Origin of the sequence: Streptomyces sp. NPDC020742 (assembly GCF_040641675.1) — a bacterium.
Taxonomy (GTDB): Bacteria; Actinomycetota; Actinomycetes; order Streptomycetales; family Streptomycetaceae; genus Streptomyces.
The window spans coordinates 249,894-265,589 of sequence record NZ_JBFAEA010000006.1 but is presented as its reverse complement, the minus strand read 5'-3'; the positions used below and the strand labels follow the sequence as shown (position 1 = coordinate 265,589).

General features: G+C 73.0%; 13 protein-coding genes. 7 read left to right on the top strand and 6 right to left on the bottom strand.

The features are described from left to right. Positions 1 to 29 precede the first annotated feature (29 nt). Positions 30 to 1,601: a PLP-dependent aminotransferase family protein gene (locus AB0G84_RS14355; protein ID WP_361319959.1), complete on the top strand. Its 1,572-nt coding sequence runs from the start codon at positions 30 to 32 to the stop codon at positions 1,599 to 1,601. A gap of 172 nt (positions 1,602 to 1,773) precedes the next feature. Here the strand turns inward: AB0G84_RS14355 and AB0G84_RS14350 are convergent, their stop codons facing one another. After that, positions 1,774 to 3,330, bottom strand: coding sequence for an IPT/TIG domain-containing protein (locus tag AB0G84_RS14350; RefSeq protein WP_361319675.1), 1,557 nt, complete (start codon positions 3,328 to 3,330; stop codon positions 1,774 to 1,776). A 310-nt stretch (positions 3,331 to 3,640) separates the two neighbouring features. Further along, the gene (locus AB0G84_RS14345; RefSeq protein WP_361319672.1) at positions 3,641 to 4,099 is read right to left on the bottom strand and encodes a nuclear transport factor 2 family protein; all 459 of its coding nucleotides are present in this window, start codon (positions 4,097 to 4,099) and stop codon (positions 3,641 to 3,643) included. Positions 4,100 to 4,198: 99 nt separating this feature from the next. Between AB0G84_RS14345 and AB0G84_RS14340 the strand changes: the two genes are divergently transcribed. After that, positions 4,199 to 4,792, top strand: coding sequence for a TetR/AcrR family transcriptional regulator (locus AB0G84_RS14340; RefSeq protein ID WP_361319669.1), 594 nt, complete (start codon positions 4,199 to 4,201; stop codon positions 4,790 to 4,792). A 46-nt stretch (positions 4,793 to 4,838) separates the two neighbouring features. On the opposite strand, the gene AB0G84_RS14335 is transcribed toward AB0G84_RS14340, so the two are convergent. The 4 genes from AB0G84_RS14335 to AB0G84_RS14320 all read right to left on the bottom strand — a co-directional run bounded on the left by AB0G84_RS14335 (position 4,839) and on the right by AB0G84_RS14320 (position 8,096). Next, positions 4,839 to 5,162, bottom strand: a complete 324-nt coding sequence (locus AB0G84_RS14335) for a hypothetical protein (protein WP_361319667.1) — start codon at positions 5,160 to 5,162, stop codon at positions 4,839 to 4,841. 206 nt (positions 5,163 to 5,368) lie between these two features. Then, positions 5,369 to 6,628: an ornithine--oxo-acid transaminase gene (gene rocD, locus AB0G84_RS14330; RefSeq protein ID WP_361319665.1), complete on the bottom strand. Its 1,260-nt coding sequence runs from the start codon at positions 6,626 to 6,628 to the stop codon at positions 5,369 to 5,371. Next, positions 6,625 to 7,437 (bottom strand): dimethylargininase, encoded by an 813-nt coding sequence (gene ddaH / locus AB0G84_RS14325; protein WP_361319662.1) that lies wholly within the window; start codon positions 7,435 to 7,437, stop codon positions 6,625 to 6,627. Before ddaH ends, rocD begins: the two co-directional genes overlap by 4 nt. A 176-nt stretch (positions 7,438 to 7,613) precedes the next feature. Then, positions 7,614 to 8,096, bottom strand: a complete 483-nt coding sequence (locus AB0G84_RS14320; RefSeq protein WP_361319659.1) for an Lrp/AsnC family transcriptional regulator — start codon at positions 8,094 to 8,096, stop codon at positions 7,614 to 7,616. Positions 8,097 to 8,350: 254 nt separating this feature from the next. On the opposite strand from AB0G84_RS14320, the gene AB0G84_RS14315 reads away from it, so the two are divergent. The 5 genes from AB0G84_RS14315 (at position 8,351) to AB0G84_RS14295 (ending at position 15,691) form a co-directional block, all read left to right on the top strand. Next, positions 8,351 to 8,890 carry a transposase gene (locus AB0G84_RS14315; protein WP_361319656.1) on the top strand — a complete coding sequence of 180 codons (540 nt, stop codon included), beginning with the start codon at positions 8,351 to 8,353 and terminating at the stop codon, positions 8,888 to 8,890. A 366-nt stretch (positions 8,891 to 9,256) separates the two neighbouring features. Then, positions 9,257 to 10,147, top strand: a complete 891-nt coding sequence (locus tag AB0G84_RS14310) for a hypothetical protein (protein WP_361319653.1) — start codon at positions 9,257 to 9,259, stop codon at positions 10,145 to 10,147. Next, positions 10,144 to 11,001, top strand: coding sequence for an alpha-L-glutamate ligase (locus AB0G84_RS14305; protein ID WP_361319650.1), 858 nt, complete (start codon positions 10,144 to 10,146; stop codon positions 10,999 to 11,001). The genes AB0G84_RS14310 and AB0G84_RS14305 overlap by 4 nt, the downstream gene beginning before the upstream one ends. A gap of 156 nt (positions 11,002 to 11,157) precedes the next feature. After that, positions 11,158 to 13,395 carry a family 2 encapsulin nanocompartment cargo protein terpene cyclase gene (locus tag AB0G84_RS14300; RefSeq protein ID WP_361319647.1) on the top strand — a complete coding sequence of 746 codons (2,238 nt, stop codon included), beginning with the start codon at positions 11,158 to 11,160 and terminating at the stop codon, positions 13,393 to 13,395. A gap of 157 nt (positions 13,396 to 13,552) precedes the next feature. Further along, on the top strand, positions 13,553 to 15,691 hold the full coding sequence (locus AB0G84_RS14295) for a UvrD-helicase domain-containing protein (protein WP_361319644.1): 2,139 nt from the start codon (positions 13,553 to 13,555) through the stop codon (positions 15,689 to 15,691). The last annotated feature ends 5 nt before the right edge of the window (positions 15,692 to 15,696 follow it).

Sequence of the window (15,696 nt, the reverse complement as noted above, 5' to 3'; positions counted from 1 at the left end):
CCGGGTGCTCCGACTTCCTCCAGCTCGACATGGGTCAGGCGCCCGTGGGAGGGCGCTCGGACTGGCTCGCCGCGCAGCTGCGGCGGGCCATCGCCGACGGCAGGCTGCCGGTGGGGACCCGCTTGCCGGCCACCCGGGTGCTCGCCGCGGAGCTGGGGGTGTCGCGCGGGGTGGTGACCGAGGCGTACCAACGGCTGGGCGCCGACGGCCAGTTGGCCGGCCGAGGGCGGGGTGGGACGGTCGTGGTGGCTGCGCCGGTGCCCCTGATGAGCGGGCGGAGGACGCCAGCGGCGGGGGCGGATGTGGATCCGGCGCGGGCAGACGTAGATTCGGCGCGGGCAGTCGTGGATACGGCGCGGGCGGACATGGCGCGTACGGACATGGCGCGTGCGGGGACCGCGCATTCCGCCGCCCCGTTCGCAGCCCCGTTCGCCGCCCCGTTCGCCGCTCCGTTCGCGGCGCCGCCCGACGCGGACGTCTTCGATGCGCTGCGGGCCGCACCGGCCCGGATCGACCTCTCGCCCGGTGTGCCGGACCTGGCCGCGTTCCCCCGGGCGGCCTGGCTGCGGGCCGAGCGCGCGGTCCTGGCGGACCTGCCCGCGGACGGTTTCGGGTACGGCGATCCACGGGGCGCACCGGCGCTGCGGCAGGCGGTGGCCCACTGGCTGGCCCGTAACCGGGGGATCGGCGCGGACCCGGACGAGGTGCTGATCGTCGCGGGTACCGCGCAGGGACTCGGGCTGCTCGCGCAGGTGCTCTCCCGCGCCGGCATCCGCGAGATCGCGGTGGAGGAACCGGGTTCGCTGGGCGTACGCCAGCACCTGACCCACTGGGGCCTGGCGACGCCCCCGGTGCCGGTCGACGACGAGGGGGTACGGGTCGACGCGCTGCGGGCGAGCGGGGCGCGGGCCGTGCTGCTCACCCCGGCCCATCAGTTCCCCACGGGGGTGGTGCTCGGGGGCGGCCGGCGGCGGGAGCTGATGCGCTGGGCGACGGACGGGGGAGTGGACGGCGGGCTGATCGTGGAGGACGACTACGACGCCGAGCACCGCTACGACCGGGCGCCGGTGCCCGCGCTGCGCTCCCTGCTGCCCGAGCGGGTCTGCTACGCCGGGAGCGTCTCCAAGCTGCTGGCCCCCGCGTTGCGGGTGGGCTGGCTGCTCGCGCCGGCGGCGCACCGGGAGGCGCTGGTGGAGGCCAAGCGGTTCGCCGACCTCGGCAACGCCGTACTGCCGCAGCTGGTGCTGGCCCGGTTGATGGAATCGGGGGAGCTGGAGCGCCGGCTGCGACTGGCGCGCCAACGCCACCGGCGCCGCCGCGACGCCATGATCGAGGCGATCCGCACCCGGCTGCCGGGCGCCACCGTGCACGGTGCCGCGGCCGGCCTGCACCTGACGCTCACCTTCGACCACGACGGCGCGGGGCCCTCCGATACGGACCTGGCCGCCGCTGCACTCGCCCGTGGAGTGAAGGTCCAGCCCCTGTCCTGGCACGCCCAGCGCCCGTACCGGCCGGGCCTGGTGCTCGGCTATGCGGCGCGTTCACCGGGGGAGATCGCGGAGGGCGTCGCCGTCCTCGGGGAGATCATGGCGCGCGGTTGAGGCCCGAGCGCCGCCCGCCGGACAAGCCGGACGGGCGGCGCTCTTGCCTGAGCAGGTCGGGTGGGCTCTTCCACCCCTCGACGGAGCGGCGGCTCCAAGGGTGACACCACCATCGGAGCAGCCGCCGCCCGTGGACGCCGCCGGAGCGGCCGGCCGGTGACCTACGCGACGATCAGGGCTCGATGACCTCCGCGTGGGCGCTGGACGGGGACAGGATCGCCCACGGGGTGGTCGCACCGGCGAAGGTGACGTCATAGCCGCCGTTGAGGAGGATCAGCGACAGCGTGAGCGTCTCGTTCACCCGCGCGACGCCCTGGGCGTCCGTGGTGGCGATGCCCAGGACGTGGCTGCCGGCGGTGAAGGTGATCGGCTGACCGGCCACCGGATATCCGGTGACCTCGTCGGTCAGGGTGGCGGTCAGGAACGGGAAGTACACGTGCGGCGGGAACAGCTTCGCCAGCGCCGGGGTCGCGGTCAGCGAGGTGGCGTGGACGGGCAGCACGTAGGTGAAGCCGTTCACCAGAGTGGCGCTGCCACCGGGGGTGGTGACGGTGACGTCCGCGGGACCGGGCACCCCGGGCGGGGTGGTGGCGGTGAGCTGCGTACCGGTGGCGTTGACGCTCACCCCGGTGGCGGGGTTGCCGCCGATGTCGACGCTCGCCCCGGTCAGGTTGGTGCCGGTGAGCGTCACCGCCGTGCCGCCGGTGGTGAGTCCCTGGGTGGGGTTGATGCTGGTCAGCGTCGGGGGGAACTGGATGACGCTGACGCTGGCCGAGGCGATGTTGCTGACGTAGACCTTGTTGTTGGGCGCGACCACCAGCGCGACCGGCTGGCTGCCGACGGAGATCGGGGCGCCGATGGTGGTGTTGGTGGTGGTGTCGATCACCGACACGTTGTTGGACCCCCGGTTGGCCGTGTAGGCGTTGCCGTCCGGGCCGACCGTGATGCCCCACGGGTTGGTGCCGACGGGGATCGTGGTGATGACCGTGTCCGTGGTCGTGTCGATCACGGACACGTTGTTCGACCCGATGTTGGCGACGTAGGCGTTGCCGTTGGGGCCGATCGCCACGAAGTTTGGCTGGTTGAGGCCGGGGATCGTGGTGATGACGGCGGCGGTGGCGGTGTTGATCACCGTCACGCTGTTCGCGTTCCGGTTGGCGACGTAGGCCTTGCCGTTGGGGGCGACCGCGATCCCGACCGGCCCGCTGCCGGTGGGGATCGCGGCGCCGACGGTGGTGTTGGTGGTGGTGTCGATCTCCTGCACGCTGTTCGCCCCGAAGCGGCTCACGTAGACGTTGCCGCTGGGGATGACCGCCGCCGCGGCGGGCCCGCCGCTGAGGGGGATCGTGGCGATGACGGTGCTGGTGCTGGTGTCGATCACCGTCACGTTGTTCGAGATGTTGTTGGGGACGTAGGCGTTGCCGTTGGGGGCGACGGTCAGCCAGGCCGGCGTGGTGCCGGTCGGGATCGCAGCGCCGATGACGGTGTCCGTGGCGGTGTCGATGGTTTGCACGTTGCTCGAACCGGAGTTGGCGACGTAGAGGTTGCCGTTGGGGATGAACGCCAGCCCGACCGGGTTGGTGCCGACGGGGATGGACGAGACGGCCATGAGGGCGGGTGCCGCCGCCGGGCTCATCTGCCTCGCCTCGGCGGCCGGCCGCGCCCCGTCGAGGAGGTCCGCTGCCCGCAACAGCTCCTGCGACGACGGCTGAACAAGCTGTGTACTCATGTGGAACCCTTCTGTGGGGGCTCTCCCGAGATCCCGTTCCGGGGCACCATCACCACAGACCACACGGCACAGAAAAAACCGCGGGCTGCGCATCCCCGAGGAGGGATGGGCAGCCCATTGGTTCGGTACAGAGTTCGTTCCCGCGCCCGGAGGAGGCGAAACACCCCCACGTGGCCACCGGCCGAACCGCTCCTTGCTCGTACGGACGGCATAGCCGAGCGCATCACTCCGCATCACTCCGCATTCCGCACGCCCTCATGTGGGGCTCCGGAACGGAGAGTTCGCGGCTCCACGGGACCGTTCGGGGCGGTCAGCGGAACGGCAGCGGACGCCCCCGCTCCTCCTCCGGGCGGGGGCCGAAGATCCGCCGTTCCGCCTCCGTGATCGGGACGTCGTGGATGCCGGCCTCGCGGCGCCGCATCAGCCCCTGCTCGTCGAACTCCCACAGCTCGTTGCCGTGGCTGCGCCACCACTGGCCGGTGGCGTCACGGCTCTCGTACTGGAAGCGCACCGCGATGCGGTTGCCGCTGTACGACCACAGCTCCTTGCGCAGTGCGTAGTCCCGCTCGCGGGCCCACTTCTGGCGCAGGAAGGCGACGATCTCGTCCCGGCCGGTGAGGAAGGTGTCGCGGTTCCGCCAGACCGAGTCCTCGGTGTAGGCGAGGGCGACGCATTCGGGATCGCGGGTGTTCCAGGCGTCCTCGGCGGCCTGCACCTTCTGGCGTGCGCTCGGCTCGTCGAACGGGGGGAGGGGCGGACGGGGTGCCATGGCGGGCTCCTTCGCGCGGCGCTACAGCGGGAGAACGGTCGTTCTCCTTGCGTCGGCTAGTGTAGAGAACGACCGTTCTCCTGCAAGCCCGGAGGTGCCGTGCACTCCGATCCGGACCACGACGACGCCCGCGTGCGGATACTCGACGCCGCGGAGCGGCTGTTCTACGCGCGCGGGATCCAGGCCGTCGGCATGGATGAACTGCGCACCGCCGCCGGGGTGTCGCTCAAGCGGCTCTATCGGTGCTTCCCCGCCAAGCAGGACCTCGTCGAGGCGTATCTGCGCCGCCGGGACACCCGCTGGCGTGCCGCGCTCGCGGAGTACGTCGACGCGCACGCCGACGGTCCCGCGGCGCGCCCCCTCGCGGTCTTCGACTGGCTGCACGACTGGTTCACCGAGCCCGGCTTCCGTGGCTGCGCCTTCATCAACTCCTACGGGGAGCTGGGGGCGGCCTCGGACGCGGTCGGCCGCACGGCCCGGGAGCACAAGCGGGCGCTGCGGACGTATCTGTCCGGGCTCGTCCGGGACGCCCTGCCGGCCGGACAGGCCCAACCGGAGCAGATCGGTGGGCAGTTGGCGCTACTGGTCGACGGGGCGATCACCACCGCCGCGCTCACGGGGGAGCCGGGAGCGGCCCGGCAGGCGCGCAGCGCCGCCGCGAGCCTGCTGGCGGCGGTGGGCCCGGCGGAGTGAGCGGGCAGGCGGTGGGGTGCCACCGGCGCGGGCCGGGGGCGTCAGGTCAGGTGCGTGGGGACCGCTGCGCTTGCGGGGTGTCCCCGCCGTGGATGCGCACCACCCCGGAGTCCAGGTCGACGTGGAAGGGCGGCTCCTCGGCCGGCCGGACGTTCTTGCGTACCCGCTCCTGCTCCATGGCCTGCCGGGCGGCCCGGGCGGCCGGGTCGATGTCCTGCACCATGTCGGCCCCGATGGACAGCAGGCTCTTGCGTTTCCGCCAGTAGACCCAGCCCCGGCGCTCCATCCATAACAGGGCGCGGTCGGCAAGGAACAGGGCCGCGCCCAGCGCCGCTGCGGCGGCCGCGATGTGCCACACGATGCTCCACATGTCCGGTGGAACGCCCGGGGCCGGACCGGGGGTTCCCCCTGGGCACGGCCCCGAGCCCGCCGCCCGGTGCGGGTTTCCGAGCGGGACGGCGTTCTACGACGGGGCGCCGGGGCAGCAGGTCCCCGGATCACCGAGATACCAGCTCGCCAGCTCGCCAGCTCGCCAGCTCGCCAGCTCACCGGATCACCGAGGCACCGGGCCAGCGGTCACCGGGCAGGCCCCGCCGACTTGTGCAGCAACACCCGCTCCAGGCTTCCCAGCGCCGTGTCCAGCTCCTCGCCGGTGATGGTCAGCGGCGGGGCGAGCCGGATCGTCGAGCCGTGGGTGTCCTTGACCAGGACGCCCTCCCGCATCAGGCGTTCGCTGACCTCCCGGCCGGTGCCGAGCGCGGGGTCGATGTCGACGCCGGCCCACAGGCCGCGGGCGCGGAAGGCGGTGATGCCCTTGCCGGTCAGCGCGGCCAGGCCGGTGCGCAGCTGCTCGCCCAGTTCGGCGGCGCGGCGCTGGAACTCGCCGGTGGCCAGCAGCTCGACGACGGCCGAACCGACGGCGGCGGCCAGCGGGTTGCCGCCGAAGGTGGAGCCGTGCTGGCCCGGGCCCAGCACCCCGAGCACCTCACGGCGGGCGACGACCGCGGAGACCGGCACGATGCCGCCGCCGAGCGCCTTGCCGAGGAGCAGGACGTCGGGGACGACGGACTCGTGCTCGACGGCCAGGGTGGTGCCGGTGCGGCCGAGGCCGGACTGGATCTCGTCGGCGATGAACAGGCAGCCGGCCCGCCGGGTCAGCTCGCGTACGCCGGTGAGGTAGCCGTCGTCGGGGATGAGCACGCCCGCCTCGCCCTGGATGGGCTCGATCAGCACCGCGGCCGTGGTCTCGTCCACCGCCGCCTCCAGGGCGGCGAGGTCGTTGTACGGGACGGTGCGGAAGCCGGGGGCGAAGGGGCCGAAGCCGACCCGGGCGTCCTCGTCGTCGGAGAAGCCCACGATGGTGGTGGTCCGGCCGTGGAAGTTGCCACCGGCCACCACGATGGTCGCCCGGTCCGCGGGCACGCCCTTGACGTCGTACGCCCATTTGCGGGCGACCTTGATGCCGCTCTCCACCGCCTCGGCGCCGGTGTTCATCGGCAGCACCATGTCCAGGCCGGTCAGCTCGGCCAGGCCCTCGGCGAAGCCGGCCAGCCGGTCGTTGTGGAAGGCGCGGGAGGTGAGCGTCAGCTGGTCGAGCTGGCGGTGTGCGACCTCGATCAGATCCGGGTGCCGGTGGCCGAAGTTGAGCGCGGAGTAGCCGGCCAGCATGTCGAGGTAGCGGCGCCCCTCGACGTCCTCGACCCAGACGCCTTCGGCGCGCGCCACCACCACCGGCAGCGGGTGGTAGTTGTGCGCCAGGACCGGCGCCTCGGCCCGGATCAGCTCGGCGGACGAGCGGGCGGCGCGGGCGGGTGCGGTACGGGCGGGAGCAGTCATGAACGGATCTCCTGGGTGCAGCACTTGATGCCGCCGCCGGCCTTGTGGAACTCCGACAGGTCGACGGGGACGGGGACGTAGCCGCGGTCGGCGAGCTGGTCGATCAGGCCGGTCGCCTGCGGGGCGATGAAGACGTGCCGGCCGTCGGAGACGGAGTTGAGGCCAAAGGCCAGCGCGTCGTCCCGGGTGGCGACGACCGCCTCGGGGAAGAGCCGGGCGAGCACCTCCCGGCAGCCCGGTGAGAAGGCGTCGGGGTAGTACGCGATGTTCTCGTCGTCCAGGGCGAACAGCGCGGTGTCCAGGTGGTAGAAGAGCGGGTCCACTAGGCGGAGGCTGATCGCCGGGGCGCCGAAGAACTCCTGGGCCTCGTCGTGGGCGGCCCGCGTGGTGCGGAAGCCGGTGCCGGCCAGCAGATAGCGGCCGACCGGGACCAGGTCGCCCTCGCCCTCGGACACCGCCTCGGGCCGGTAGACGTCGAACCCGGCGGCCTTGAACCAGGTCTCGTACGCGACGGATTCGCCGCGCCGCTGGGGGGCGTGGAAGAGCGAGCCGAAGACCCGGCCGCCCATGACCACCGCCGCGTTCGCCGCGAAGACCATGTCCGGCAGGCCGGGGACGGGCGCCACGGACTCCACGGTGTGCCCGTGGTCGCCGTAGGCGCGGATCAGGGTCTCCCACTGGCGGGCGGCGAGTGCCCGGTCGACCCGGGTGCCCTCGCGCATCCAGGCGTTGATGGCGTAGTGGACGTCGAAGTGTTCGGGGGCGCAGACCAGAAAGCGCCGGGGGAGCGGCGTACGACGCGTCGGCACAGAACTATCCCTCCGCTTCCTCAGGGGACCGTGCGGGTGACCTGTCGTCACTGATCGTCACCCGCGGTCGAATCCACGGTAAGAAGCGGGGTATGAGGGCCACAAGCAAGGAATGCTGCTTGTTCCAGCAGGAATCCTGCGCCTTGACCGCTGTTACTGCCGGTTCGCTGCGCGGCTCAGGGCGAGGTGTGCCGGGCTCCCGCCTCGGGGCTGTCCGGCAGCAGGTGGGAGAGCACCATGTAGCTGATCGTCTTCCGGATGAACGGCTCGGTGCGGATCCGCTCCAGCACCCCCTCGAAGTGCTCGACGTCGGTCGCGCGGACGTGCAGCAGGGCGTCGGCGCCCCCGGTGACGGTCATCGCGGCGGCGATCTCCGGGTGGTTGCGCACGACCTCGGCCAGCCGCCGGGGCGGTGCCGCGCCGTCGCAGTAGACCTCGACGTACGCCTCGGTCTGCCAGCCCAGTGCGGCCGGCCGGACGGTCGCGGTGAACCCGGTGATGACGTTGTTCTCCCGCAGCCGGTCCACCCGCCGTTTGACCGCGGTGGCGGAGAGCCCGATGGCCGTGCCGATCTCCGCGAAGCTCGCCCGGCCGTTGTCGATCAGCGCCGCGACGATCTTGCGATCGAGTTCGTCGAAGGGCGCGGCCTTGTGGCTCACTGGGCCTCCCGGGAGGCCCTGGCCTTTGGGTCGGGGAGGAACGGTTCCTTGGGTCGGAGTCGCGAAGCGGTGGAGTTCTCTGCACATATGCTCTGACTTGCCCTTTTTTGGTAAGTTGAGCTCAACTGCTGGGGAATGGAAGGGGTGTTGGGGTAATGCCTGCTGATGTCGGCCACGCCCGCTACACCTTCCGTCTTCGGGTGTCGGCGACTGCGGTTGCCCGGCTGGATGCCGAGTGGGCGCGGTGCCGGTAGGTGTGGAACGAGTGCGTGGCGATGTCCCGCAAGGTCTACGCCCTCAACAAGGATGCCGATGAGAAGGTCACGTGTGGTCCGGCGCAGCTCGACAAGATGCTGACTGGGGCCCGGCAGTCGATGGCGTGGCTGCGTGAGGGTGCTTCGGTGTGGGCCAACAGCGTCGTCCGGGACTTCGATGCACTCGCGGTGGAGGACTTCCGTCCAAGATTCCTCGCGAAGTCCACCATGGCCCGCAAAGCGGCCGACGCCGCGATCGGAGCCACGAAGGCGGCCCTGATCGAGATGGGCCGCAAGCACGGCCGGACCGTCCACCTGGTACACCCCGCGCACACCACCATGGACTGCGCGCACTGCGGAGCGAGAGCCAAGCACGCACTGCCCCTTTCCGAACGTACGTATACGTGCACCGCGTGCGGAGCCCTCTCGCCCAGAGACAAGAACTCCGCCCGTGTGATGCTCGTCCGGGCTGGTCTCAACCCGGCTAGTGCTGATCTGGTAAGCCCTGCCCCCTGCCAGGGGGCAGGCAAAGTGAGCTAGGAATCCCCTTCCGCCAGGAAGGGGAGGTTTCAATGGGCCTCCCGTGCATCTGTCCCGCTGCGTCGCGGTGGCCTCACGGTAGCGCGCCGACGGCCCGTCCCTCACTCCCCCACCTCCGCTGTCCGCGCAGGTCAAGGCGGCGTCAAGGGGAGTCAAAGGGGCGTCGACGCCCGGCGGCGGCCGGGTCGGCGGACCGGCGGGACGCAGGGGGGCGGCCGTCGGGCCGCGGGGGTCCCCGGCCGCCGCCCGGGTGCAGCCGCGCGCGAGGGCTGAGCCCGGTCCGCCGGGCCCCGCGTGGGATCCTGATGCGTCATGGATCTGCCGGGCGGCGGTGGACCGGCGCGCGGCGATGACGAGGGTGCCCCGATGAGACTCTGCTTCCTGGTGGAGGAGCAGTACCGCCACGACGGCATGCCGCTGGACGTGATCCGCCAACTCCGGGCCTGGGAGCACCAGGTGGACGTGGTGTGGCCGGGGCGCTCGCTGCTGCCGATATCCGAGGCGGTGCGCGCGGGCAGCCATGACGCCTGGGTCCTCAAGACCGTCTCCGGCGGACCGGGGCTGACCCTGCTGGAGGCCGCCGCCACGGTCGGGCTGACGACGGTCAACGACGCCCGGGCGATCCGCGGGGTGCGCGACAAGGCGCTGGCCGCGGTGATCGCCCGCAAGCACGGGCTGCCGGTCCCGGTGACCTATGCGGCGGCCCGGGCCGAGGAGTTCGCGGCACTGCCCGAGGCGGAGTTCCCCCTGGTGGTCAAGCCCGCGGACGGCAGCTCCGGGCGCGAGGTACGGCGGGTGGAGTCGCCGGGCCACCTGTGCGCCACCGGGCCGGTGGGGGCGGACGGGGCGGCCGGCGGGCTGCTGATCGCCCAGCCGTACGTGCCCAACTCCGGTACGGACCTGAAGGTGTACTCCGTCGACGGGGAGCTGTACGCGACCGAGCGCCGCTCCCCGCTGCACCCCGGGCACGCCGTACGGGAGCGCCGGGTGCCGCTGACCGCCGAGATCGCCCGGATCGTCACCGAGGTCGGTGCGGTCTTCGGGCTCGATCTCTACGGCGTGGACGTCCTGTTGGGGCCGGACGGGCCGGTGGTCGTCGACATCAACGACTTCCCCAGCTTCCGCCGGGTGCCGGACGCGGTCGCCCGGGTGTCCGCCGCCGTGCTGCGGCTGGCCGGCCGGGGCGGGGGGCGGCCGGGGCCGGAGGCCGCCGTCCCGGTGGTGGCCCCGCTGGCGGCGATCGGCGGCGACCGGTGAGGGTCGGTCTGATCGCCGCGGACGCCACCCATCCGGTACTGGCCGCGACCGCCGCACTGCTGACCGGCGCGGGCCACCGGGTGGAGACCCTGGACCCGGCCGGCCCGGGGGCCGTACCCCCGCCCGGCCCGGAGGCCTTGCTCCCGCCCGGCCCGCCCGCGGATGTCTACCTCCTCAAGGCCCGTACGCCCCGGGCGCTGGCGCTCGCCGCCCGCCTGGAGGAGCGTGGTGTCCCGGTGATCAACTCGGCGGCGGCGACGGCGCGGTGCCAGGACCGGGTGGCGATGGCGGCGCTGGCCCGGGCGGCCGGGCTGCCGTTCGCCCGGACCCGAGCGGTGGCGACGATGGCGGAGCTGGCGGCGGCCGGGCAGCCGGCCGGACCGCTGGTGGTCAAGAGCCGGCACAGCCGGCGGCACGACCTGGTGGCCCGCGCCGACACCGCCGTACGGCTGCGCGAGCTGGCCGCGCAGTGGCCGGCGGAGCCGGTGGTGGTCCAGGACTTCACCGCCAACAGCGGCTGGGACCACAAGCTGTGGGTGGTCGACGGCCGGCTGTTCGCCGGGCTGCGCCGCTCGGAGCTGGCGCCGGACGGCCGCGGCCCGACCCTGCCGCTGACCGCCGCCGAGCTGCCGGAGAGCTGGCGGGCCGCCGTGCTGCGGGTGGGGGAGGTCTTCGGGCTGTCGGTCTACGGCGTGGACGTCCTGGACGCCGGCGGCGGCGCCCCGCTGATCGTGGACATCAACGCCTTCCCCGGGATCCGCGGCCAGGCCGGCGCCCCGAAGGCGCTGGCGGAACTGGCACTCCGTACGGCGGCACGGTCCGAAAGGACCACGTCAGAAATGAGCACTAACTGATCGGTGAACGAAGCCGATCGGGCCGAAGGGAGCGGAAGCGGAAGCTGATCCTCCACAAGGTCTAGTGCGCCGACCCCCGGGGTAGCGCTGCCCCGTCAAGGGGGGCGTGGCCCGTTACGCCTTCCTTCCGCACGTATTGGGGAGAGGCCAGCAACGGTGACCAAGCCATTCGAACTGCCCGACTTCTACACACCGCACCCGGCGCGGCTCAACCCGCACCTGGAAGCGGCGCGCACGCACTCCACCGAGTGGGCCCGGGCGATGGGCATGCTGGAGGGCTCGGGCATCTGGGAGCAGTCCGACCTCGACGCCCACGACTACGCCCTGCTGTGCGCCTACACCCACCCCGACTGCGACGCCGAGGCGCTGTCGCTGGTGACGGACTGGTACGTCTGGGTCTTCTTCTTCGACGACCACTTCCTGGAGAAGTTCAAGCGGACCCTGGACCGGGCGGGCGGCAAGGAGTACCTCGACCGGCTGCCGGCCTTCATGCCGATGGACGACACGGCGCCGATGCCGGAACCGACGAACCCGGTGGAGGCGGGGCTGGCCGACCTGTGGGCGCGCACCGTGCCGCAGATGTCGACGGACTGGCGCCGCCGGTTCGCCGAGAGCACCGAGCACCTGCTCAACGAGTCGCTCTGGGAACTGTCCAACATCAACATCAACCGGGTGCCCAACCCCGTCGAGTACATCGAGATGCGCCGCAAGGTCGGCGGTGCGCCCTGGTCGGCGGGCCTGGTGGAGTACGCGACCCGCGCCGAGGTCCCGGCGGTGGTCGCCGACTCCCGGCCGCTGCGGGTGCTGAAGGACACCTTCTCCGACGGGGTCCACCTGCGCAACGACCTCTTCTCCTACCAGCGGGAGACCGAGGAGGAGGGCGAGCTGAGCAATGGCGTGCTGGTCCTGGAGACCTTCCTGGACTGCACCACGCAGCAGGCCGCGGACTCCGTCAACGACCTGATCACCTCCCGCCTCCAGCAGTTCGAGAACACCGTCGTCGCCGAACTCCCCGCGCTCTTCGTGGAGAAGGGCCTGGACCCGAAGTCCTGCGCGGACGTGCTGGCGTACGCCAAGGGGCTGCAGGACTGGCAGTCAGGCGGCCACGAATGGCACCTGCGCTCCAGCCGCTACATGAACGACGGCGGGGCGGCGGCCGGCCCCGGCCTGCCCTGGTCGCCGTTCTCCGCCGGCGGGCTCGGCACCTCCGCGGCCGACCTCGACAAGGCGCTGGCCACCGCCGCCGGGCACCGCTTCCGCAGCGCCACCCACGTCCCGCACCAGCGGGTCGGCCCCTCCCGCATCCCTGACCTCGTCATGCCGTTCGCCACCACCCTCAGCCCGCACCTGGAGGGCGCTCGCCGCCGGGTCGTCGAGTGGGCCCACCGGATGGGGCTGTTGCGTCCGCAGCCCGGCGTGCCGCTCTCCGACGTCTGGGACGAGCCGGCGATGGTCCGGCACGACCTGGCGCTGTGCGCGGCCGGCATCCACCCCGACGCCACCCCCGAGCAGCTCGACCTGACCACCGCCTGGCTGGCCTGGGGCACCTACGCGGACGACTACTACCCCCAGGTCTTCGGCCGCCCCCGCGACGCCGCCGGGGCCCGGGCGTGCACCGAGCGGCTGAAGCTCTTCATGCCGCTCGACCCCGCGCACCCGGTGCCGGAGCCGGCCACCGCGCTGGAACGCGCGCTGGCCGACCTCTGGCCCCGTACGACGGGGGCGATGACGCCCGAGGAGCGCCGGACGTTCCGCGAGGCGATCGACACCATGGTCGCCAGCTGGCTCTGGGAGATCGACAACCAGATCCAGAACCGCGTCCCGGACCCGGTCGACTACATCGAGATGCGCCGGGCCACCTTCGGCTCCGACCTCACCATGGCCCTGAGCCGGATCGGCCACGGCCGGCAGGTCCCGCCGGAGGTCTACCGCACCGGCACCCTGCGCTCGCTGGAGAACTCCGCCGCCGACTTCGCCTGCCTGCTGAACGACGTCTTCTCGTACCAGAAGGAGGTCGAGTACGAGGGCGAGGTGCACAACGGCATCCTGGTCGTCCAGACCTTCTTCGACTGCGACTACCCGGCCGCGCTGGCCATCGTCAACGACCTGATGACGTCCCGCATGCGGGAGTTCCAGCACATCGCGGCCGAGCAACTCCCGGTCGTCTGCGATGACTTCCAGCTCTCGCCGGAGGCCCGCGGGGCGCTCGACGGGTATGTGCGCGAGCTGGAGAACTGGCTGGCGGGGATCCTCACCTGGCACCGGGGCTGCCTGCGCTACGTCGAGCCCGAGCTGCGCCACCCGGTGGGCTCGCCGGGGTGGCTGGGCGCGCCCACCGGCCTGGGAACACAGGCGGCCCGGCTCTTCCAGCGGACGGTCGGGGCCGTCGGATAGGCCCCGCGCGGCGGTCCGTGCGGGCCCGTGGGCCGGCCGGTCCACGGGCCCGGGCCGTGCCCCCGTGCTCCCGCCGTGCGCACTACCGCGTCAGGAGCGACCCACCTATGGTTCATGACCCCGTAGCGGCGGGGGCCGGCGGTGAGGGGGCGAACGCATGGCGGCAGGGAGCACGGCGGGCGGTGCGGCGGGCGGCTCGGCGTCCCGGCGGGCCCAGGAGGCCCGTCGGCAGGAGCGGCTGCTGCGGGAGCAGTGGCAGGCGGCCCGGCGGCAGGCCGAGCGCTGGGAGGCGGCGAGCGAGGGGGAGCGGCGGGTCGCCGCCCAGCTGCTGATGCTCACCCGGCGCGGCTGGCGGCTGTTGGTGGACCGGCGCTGGCCGGGCAGCCGGGCCGCGAATGTGGACATGCTGCTGATCGGCCCCGGCGGGGTCTTCGTCATCGACGTCAAGAACTGGCGGGCCGCACCCGAACCGTCGAACGGGCGGCTGCGGGCCGGCGGATTCTCCCGCGACGAGCACCGGCGCAAACTGCTCGCGGTCACCAAGACCGCCGAGGGCGCGGTGGCGTCCCTGGGGATGTCGCCGGTGGCGGTGCGGCCGCTGATGGCCTTCGTGGGGCAGCGGGTCGACGCCGAGCTCGGCCGGGTGCGGCTGCTGGGCGAGCGCGAGATGGGCCCCGCGCTGCTGTCGGAGCGCACCCGGCTGCCGGCCGCCTCGGTCCGGGCCCTCGCCGACCACCTGGGCCGGGTCTTCCCCGAGTACGAGGACCCGGCCGCCGCGGCACCCCCGCGCCCCGCTCCCCGCCCGCCGGAGCCCGCCGACGACGGCCTCTTCGACCTCGACGGGCTGCGCGAGGCCGCGCTGGACGAGGCCCGCCGGGCCCCCATCGAGCAGTGGATGACCTTCCTCGACCCCGACCAGCTCGCCCTGGTCCGCCGCAACTGGTCCGGCCCCGCCCGGATCAGCGGCCCGGCCGGCACCGGCAAGACCGTCGTCGGCCTGCACCGTGCGGCCCACCTCGCCCAGCGCACCGGCGGCCGGGTGCTGTACGTGACCTTCGCCAACAACCTGCCGCGCGTCCAGGCCACCTTCCTGGCGTCCCTGGCCCCCGCAGTGGCCGACCGGGTCGACTTCAGCAGCCTGCACTCCTTCGCCCAGGACTACCTGCACCGCCGCGGGGTGCCGGTACGGCTGCACGCCGAGAAGGCGGAGACCGCCTTCAGCATGGCCTGGAAGCACGTCGGCCGGGACAGCTGCCTGGCCGAGATAGACCCGCTGCCCGGCTACTGGCAGGAGGAGATCGACTACGTGATCAAGGGCCGCGGCATCACCTCCTTCGAGGAGTACGCCGGGCTGGCCCGCCGGCGCCGCCGGGCCGGGCTGCGCCGCCCGCACCGACAGGCCGTCTGGGCGCTGTACCAGGCGTACGAGGCCCAGCGCACCGAGCGGGCGGTGCACGACTTCAACGACGTCCTCGCGCTGGCGCTCGCCGAGGCGGCCGGCCGCACCGGACACTCCGCGTACAGCGCCGTCGTGGTGGACGAGGTGCAGGACCTCACCCTGGTCGGGGTGCGGCTGCTGCACGCCCTGGTGGGCGACAGCGCCAACGGCCTGCTGCTGGTGGGCGACGGACAACAGGCCGTCTACCCGGGCGGGTTCCGGCTGTCGGACGCCGGCATCGACATCCGGGGCGACCGCGGCCAGGTCCTGCGGGCCAACTACCGCAACAGCAGGGAGATCGTGGAGACCGCGCTGTCCGTGGTCGCCGAGGACGCCTTCGAGGACCTCGACGGGGTGCGCCTCCCCGGCCGCCGGGACGTGGAGCTGACCTACCATCACGGCCGGGTGCACCGCGCCGTGCTGCCGACCCGGGCCGCGCACGACGAGGCCCTGGTGGCGGCCCTGCGCGCGCTGACCCCGCAGGAGCTGGCGGACTCCGCGGTGCTGTGCTCCTCCAAGCGCGCCGTCGAGGGCTATCAGCGGCTGCTGACCGGGGCCGGCATCCCGGTATGCCCGCTGGAGCAGTACGACGGCCACCCGGTCGAGGCGGTGAAGACCGGCAGCTACCACCGCGCCAAGGGGTTGGAGTTCAAGCGGGTCTACCTGCCCTGCCACGACGCCGGGCCGGCAGCCGGGCAGGAGGGCGCGGCGGCCGGCCGGGCCGGCGTCGAAACCGCCCGTGAGCGGGGCGAACTGGCTCGCAGTCAGCTCTTTGTGGCGATGACCCGGGCGCGGGACGTGCTGTGGCTGGGGAGTGTGACGGAGGCGAGGGGTGAATATCCGCTTAATAGTGAATAGCCCGA

What these genes read in the sequence shown, in the direction of transcription:
- AB0G84_RS14295 (WP_361319644.1), top strand. Translation starts at nt 13,553, where the DNA reads ATGGCGGCAGGGAGCACGGCGGGCGGTGCGGCGGGCGGCTCGGCGTCC.
- rocD (WP_361319665.1), bottom strand. Translation starts at nt 6,628, where the DNA reads ATGACTGCTCCCGCCCGTACCGCACCCGCCCGCGCCGCCCGCTCGTCC.
- AB0G84_RS14310 (WP_361319653.1), top strand. Translation starts at nt 9,257, where the DNA reads ATGAGACTCTGCTTCCTGGTGGAGGAGCAGTACCGCCACGACGGCATG.
- AB0G84_RS14345 (WP_361319672.1), bottom strand. Translation starts at nt 4,099, where the DNA reads ATGGCACCCCGTCCGCCCCTCCCCCCGTTCGACGAGCCGAGCGCACGC.
- AB0G84_RS14355 (WP_361319959.1), top strand. Translation starts at nt 30, where the DNA reads ATGGGTCAGGCGCCCGTGGGAGGGCGCTCGGACTGGCTCGCCGCGCAG.
- AB0G84_RS14350 (WP_361319675.1), bottom strand. Translation starts at nt 3,330, where the DNA reads ATGAGTACACAGCTTGTTCAGCCGTCGTCGCAGGAGCTGTTGCGGGCA.
- AB0G84_RS14335 (WP_361319667.1), bottom strand. Translation starts at nt 5,162, where the DNA reads ATGTGGAGCATCGTGTGGCACATCGCGGCCGCCGCAGCGGCGCTGGGC.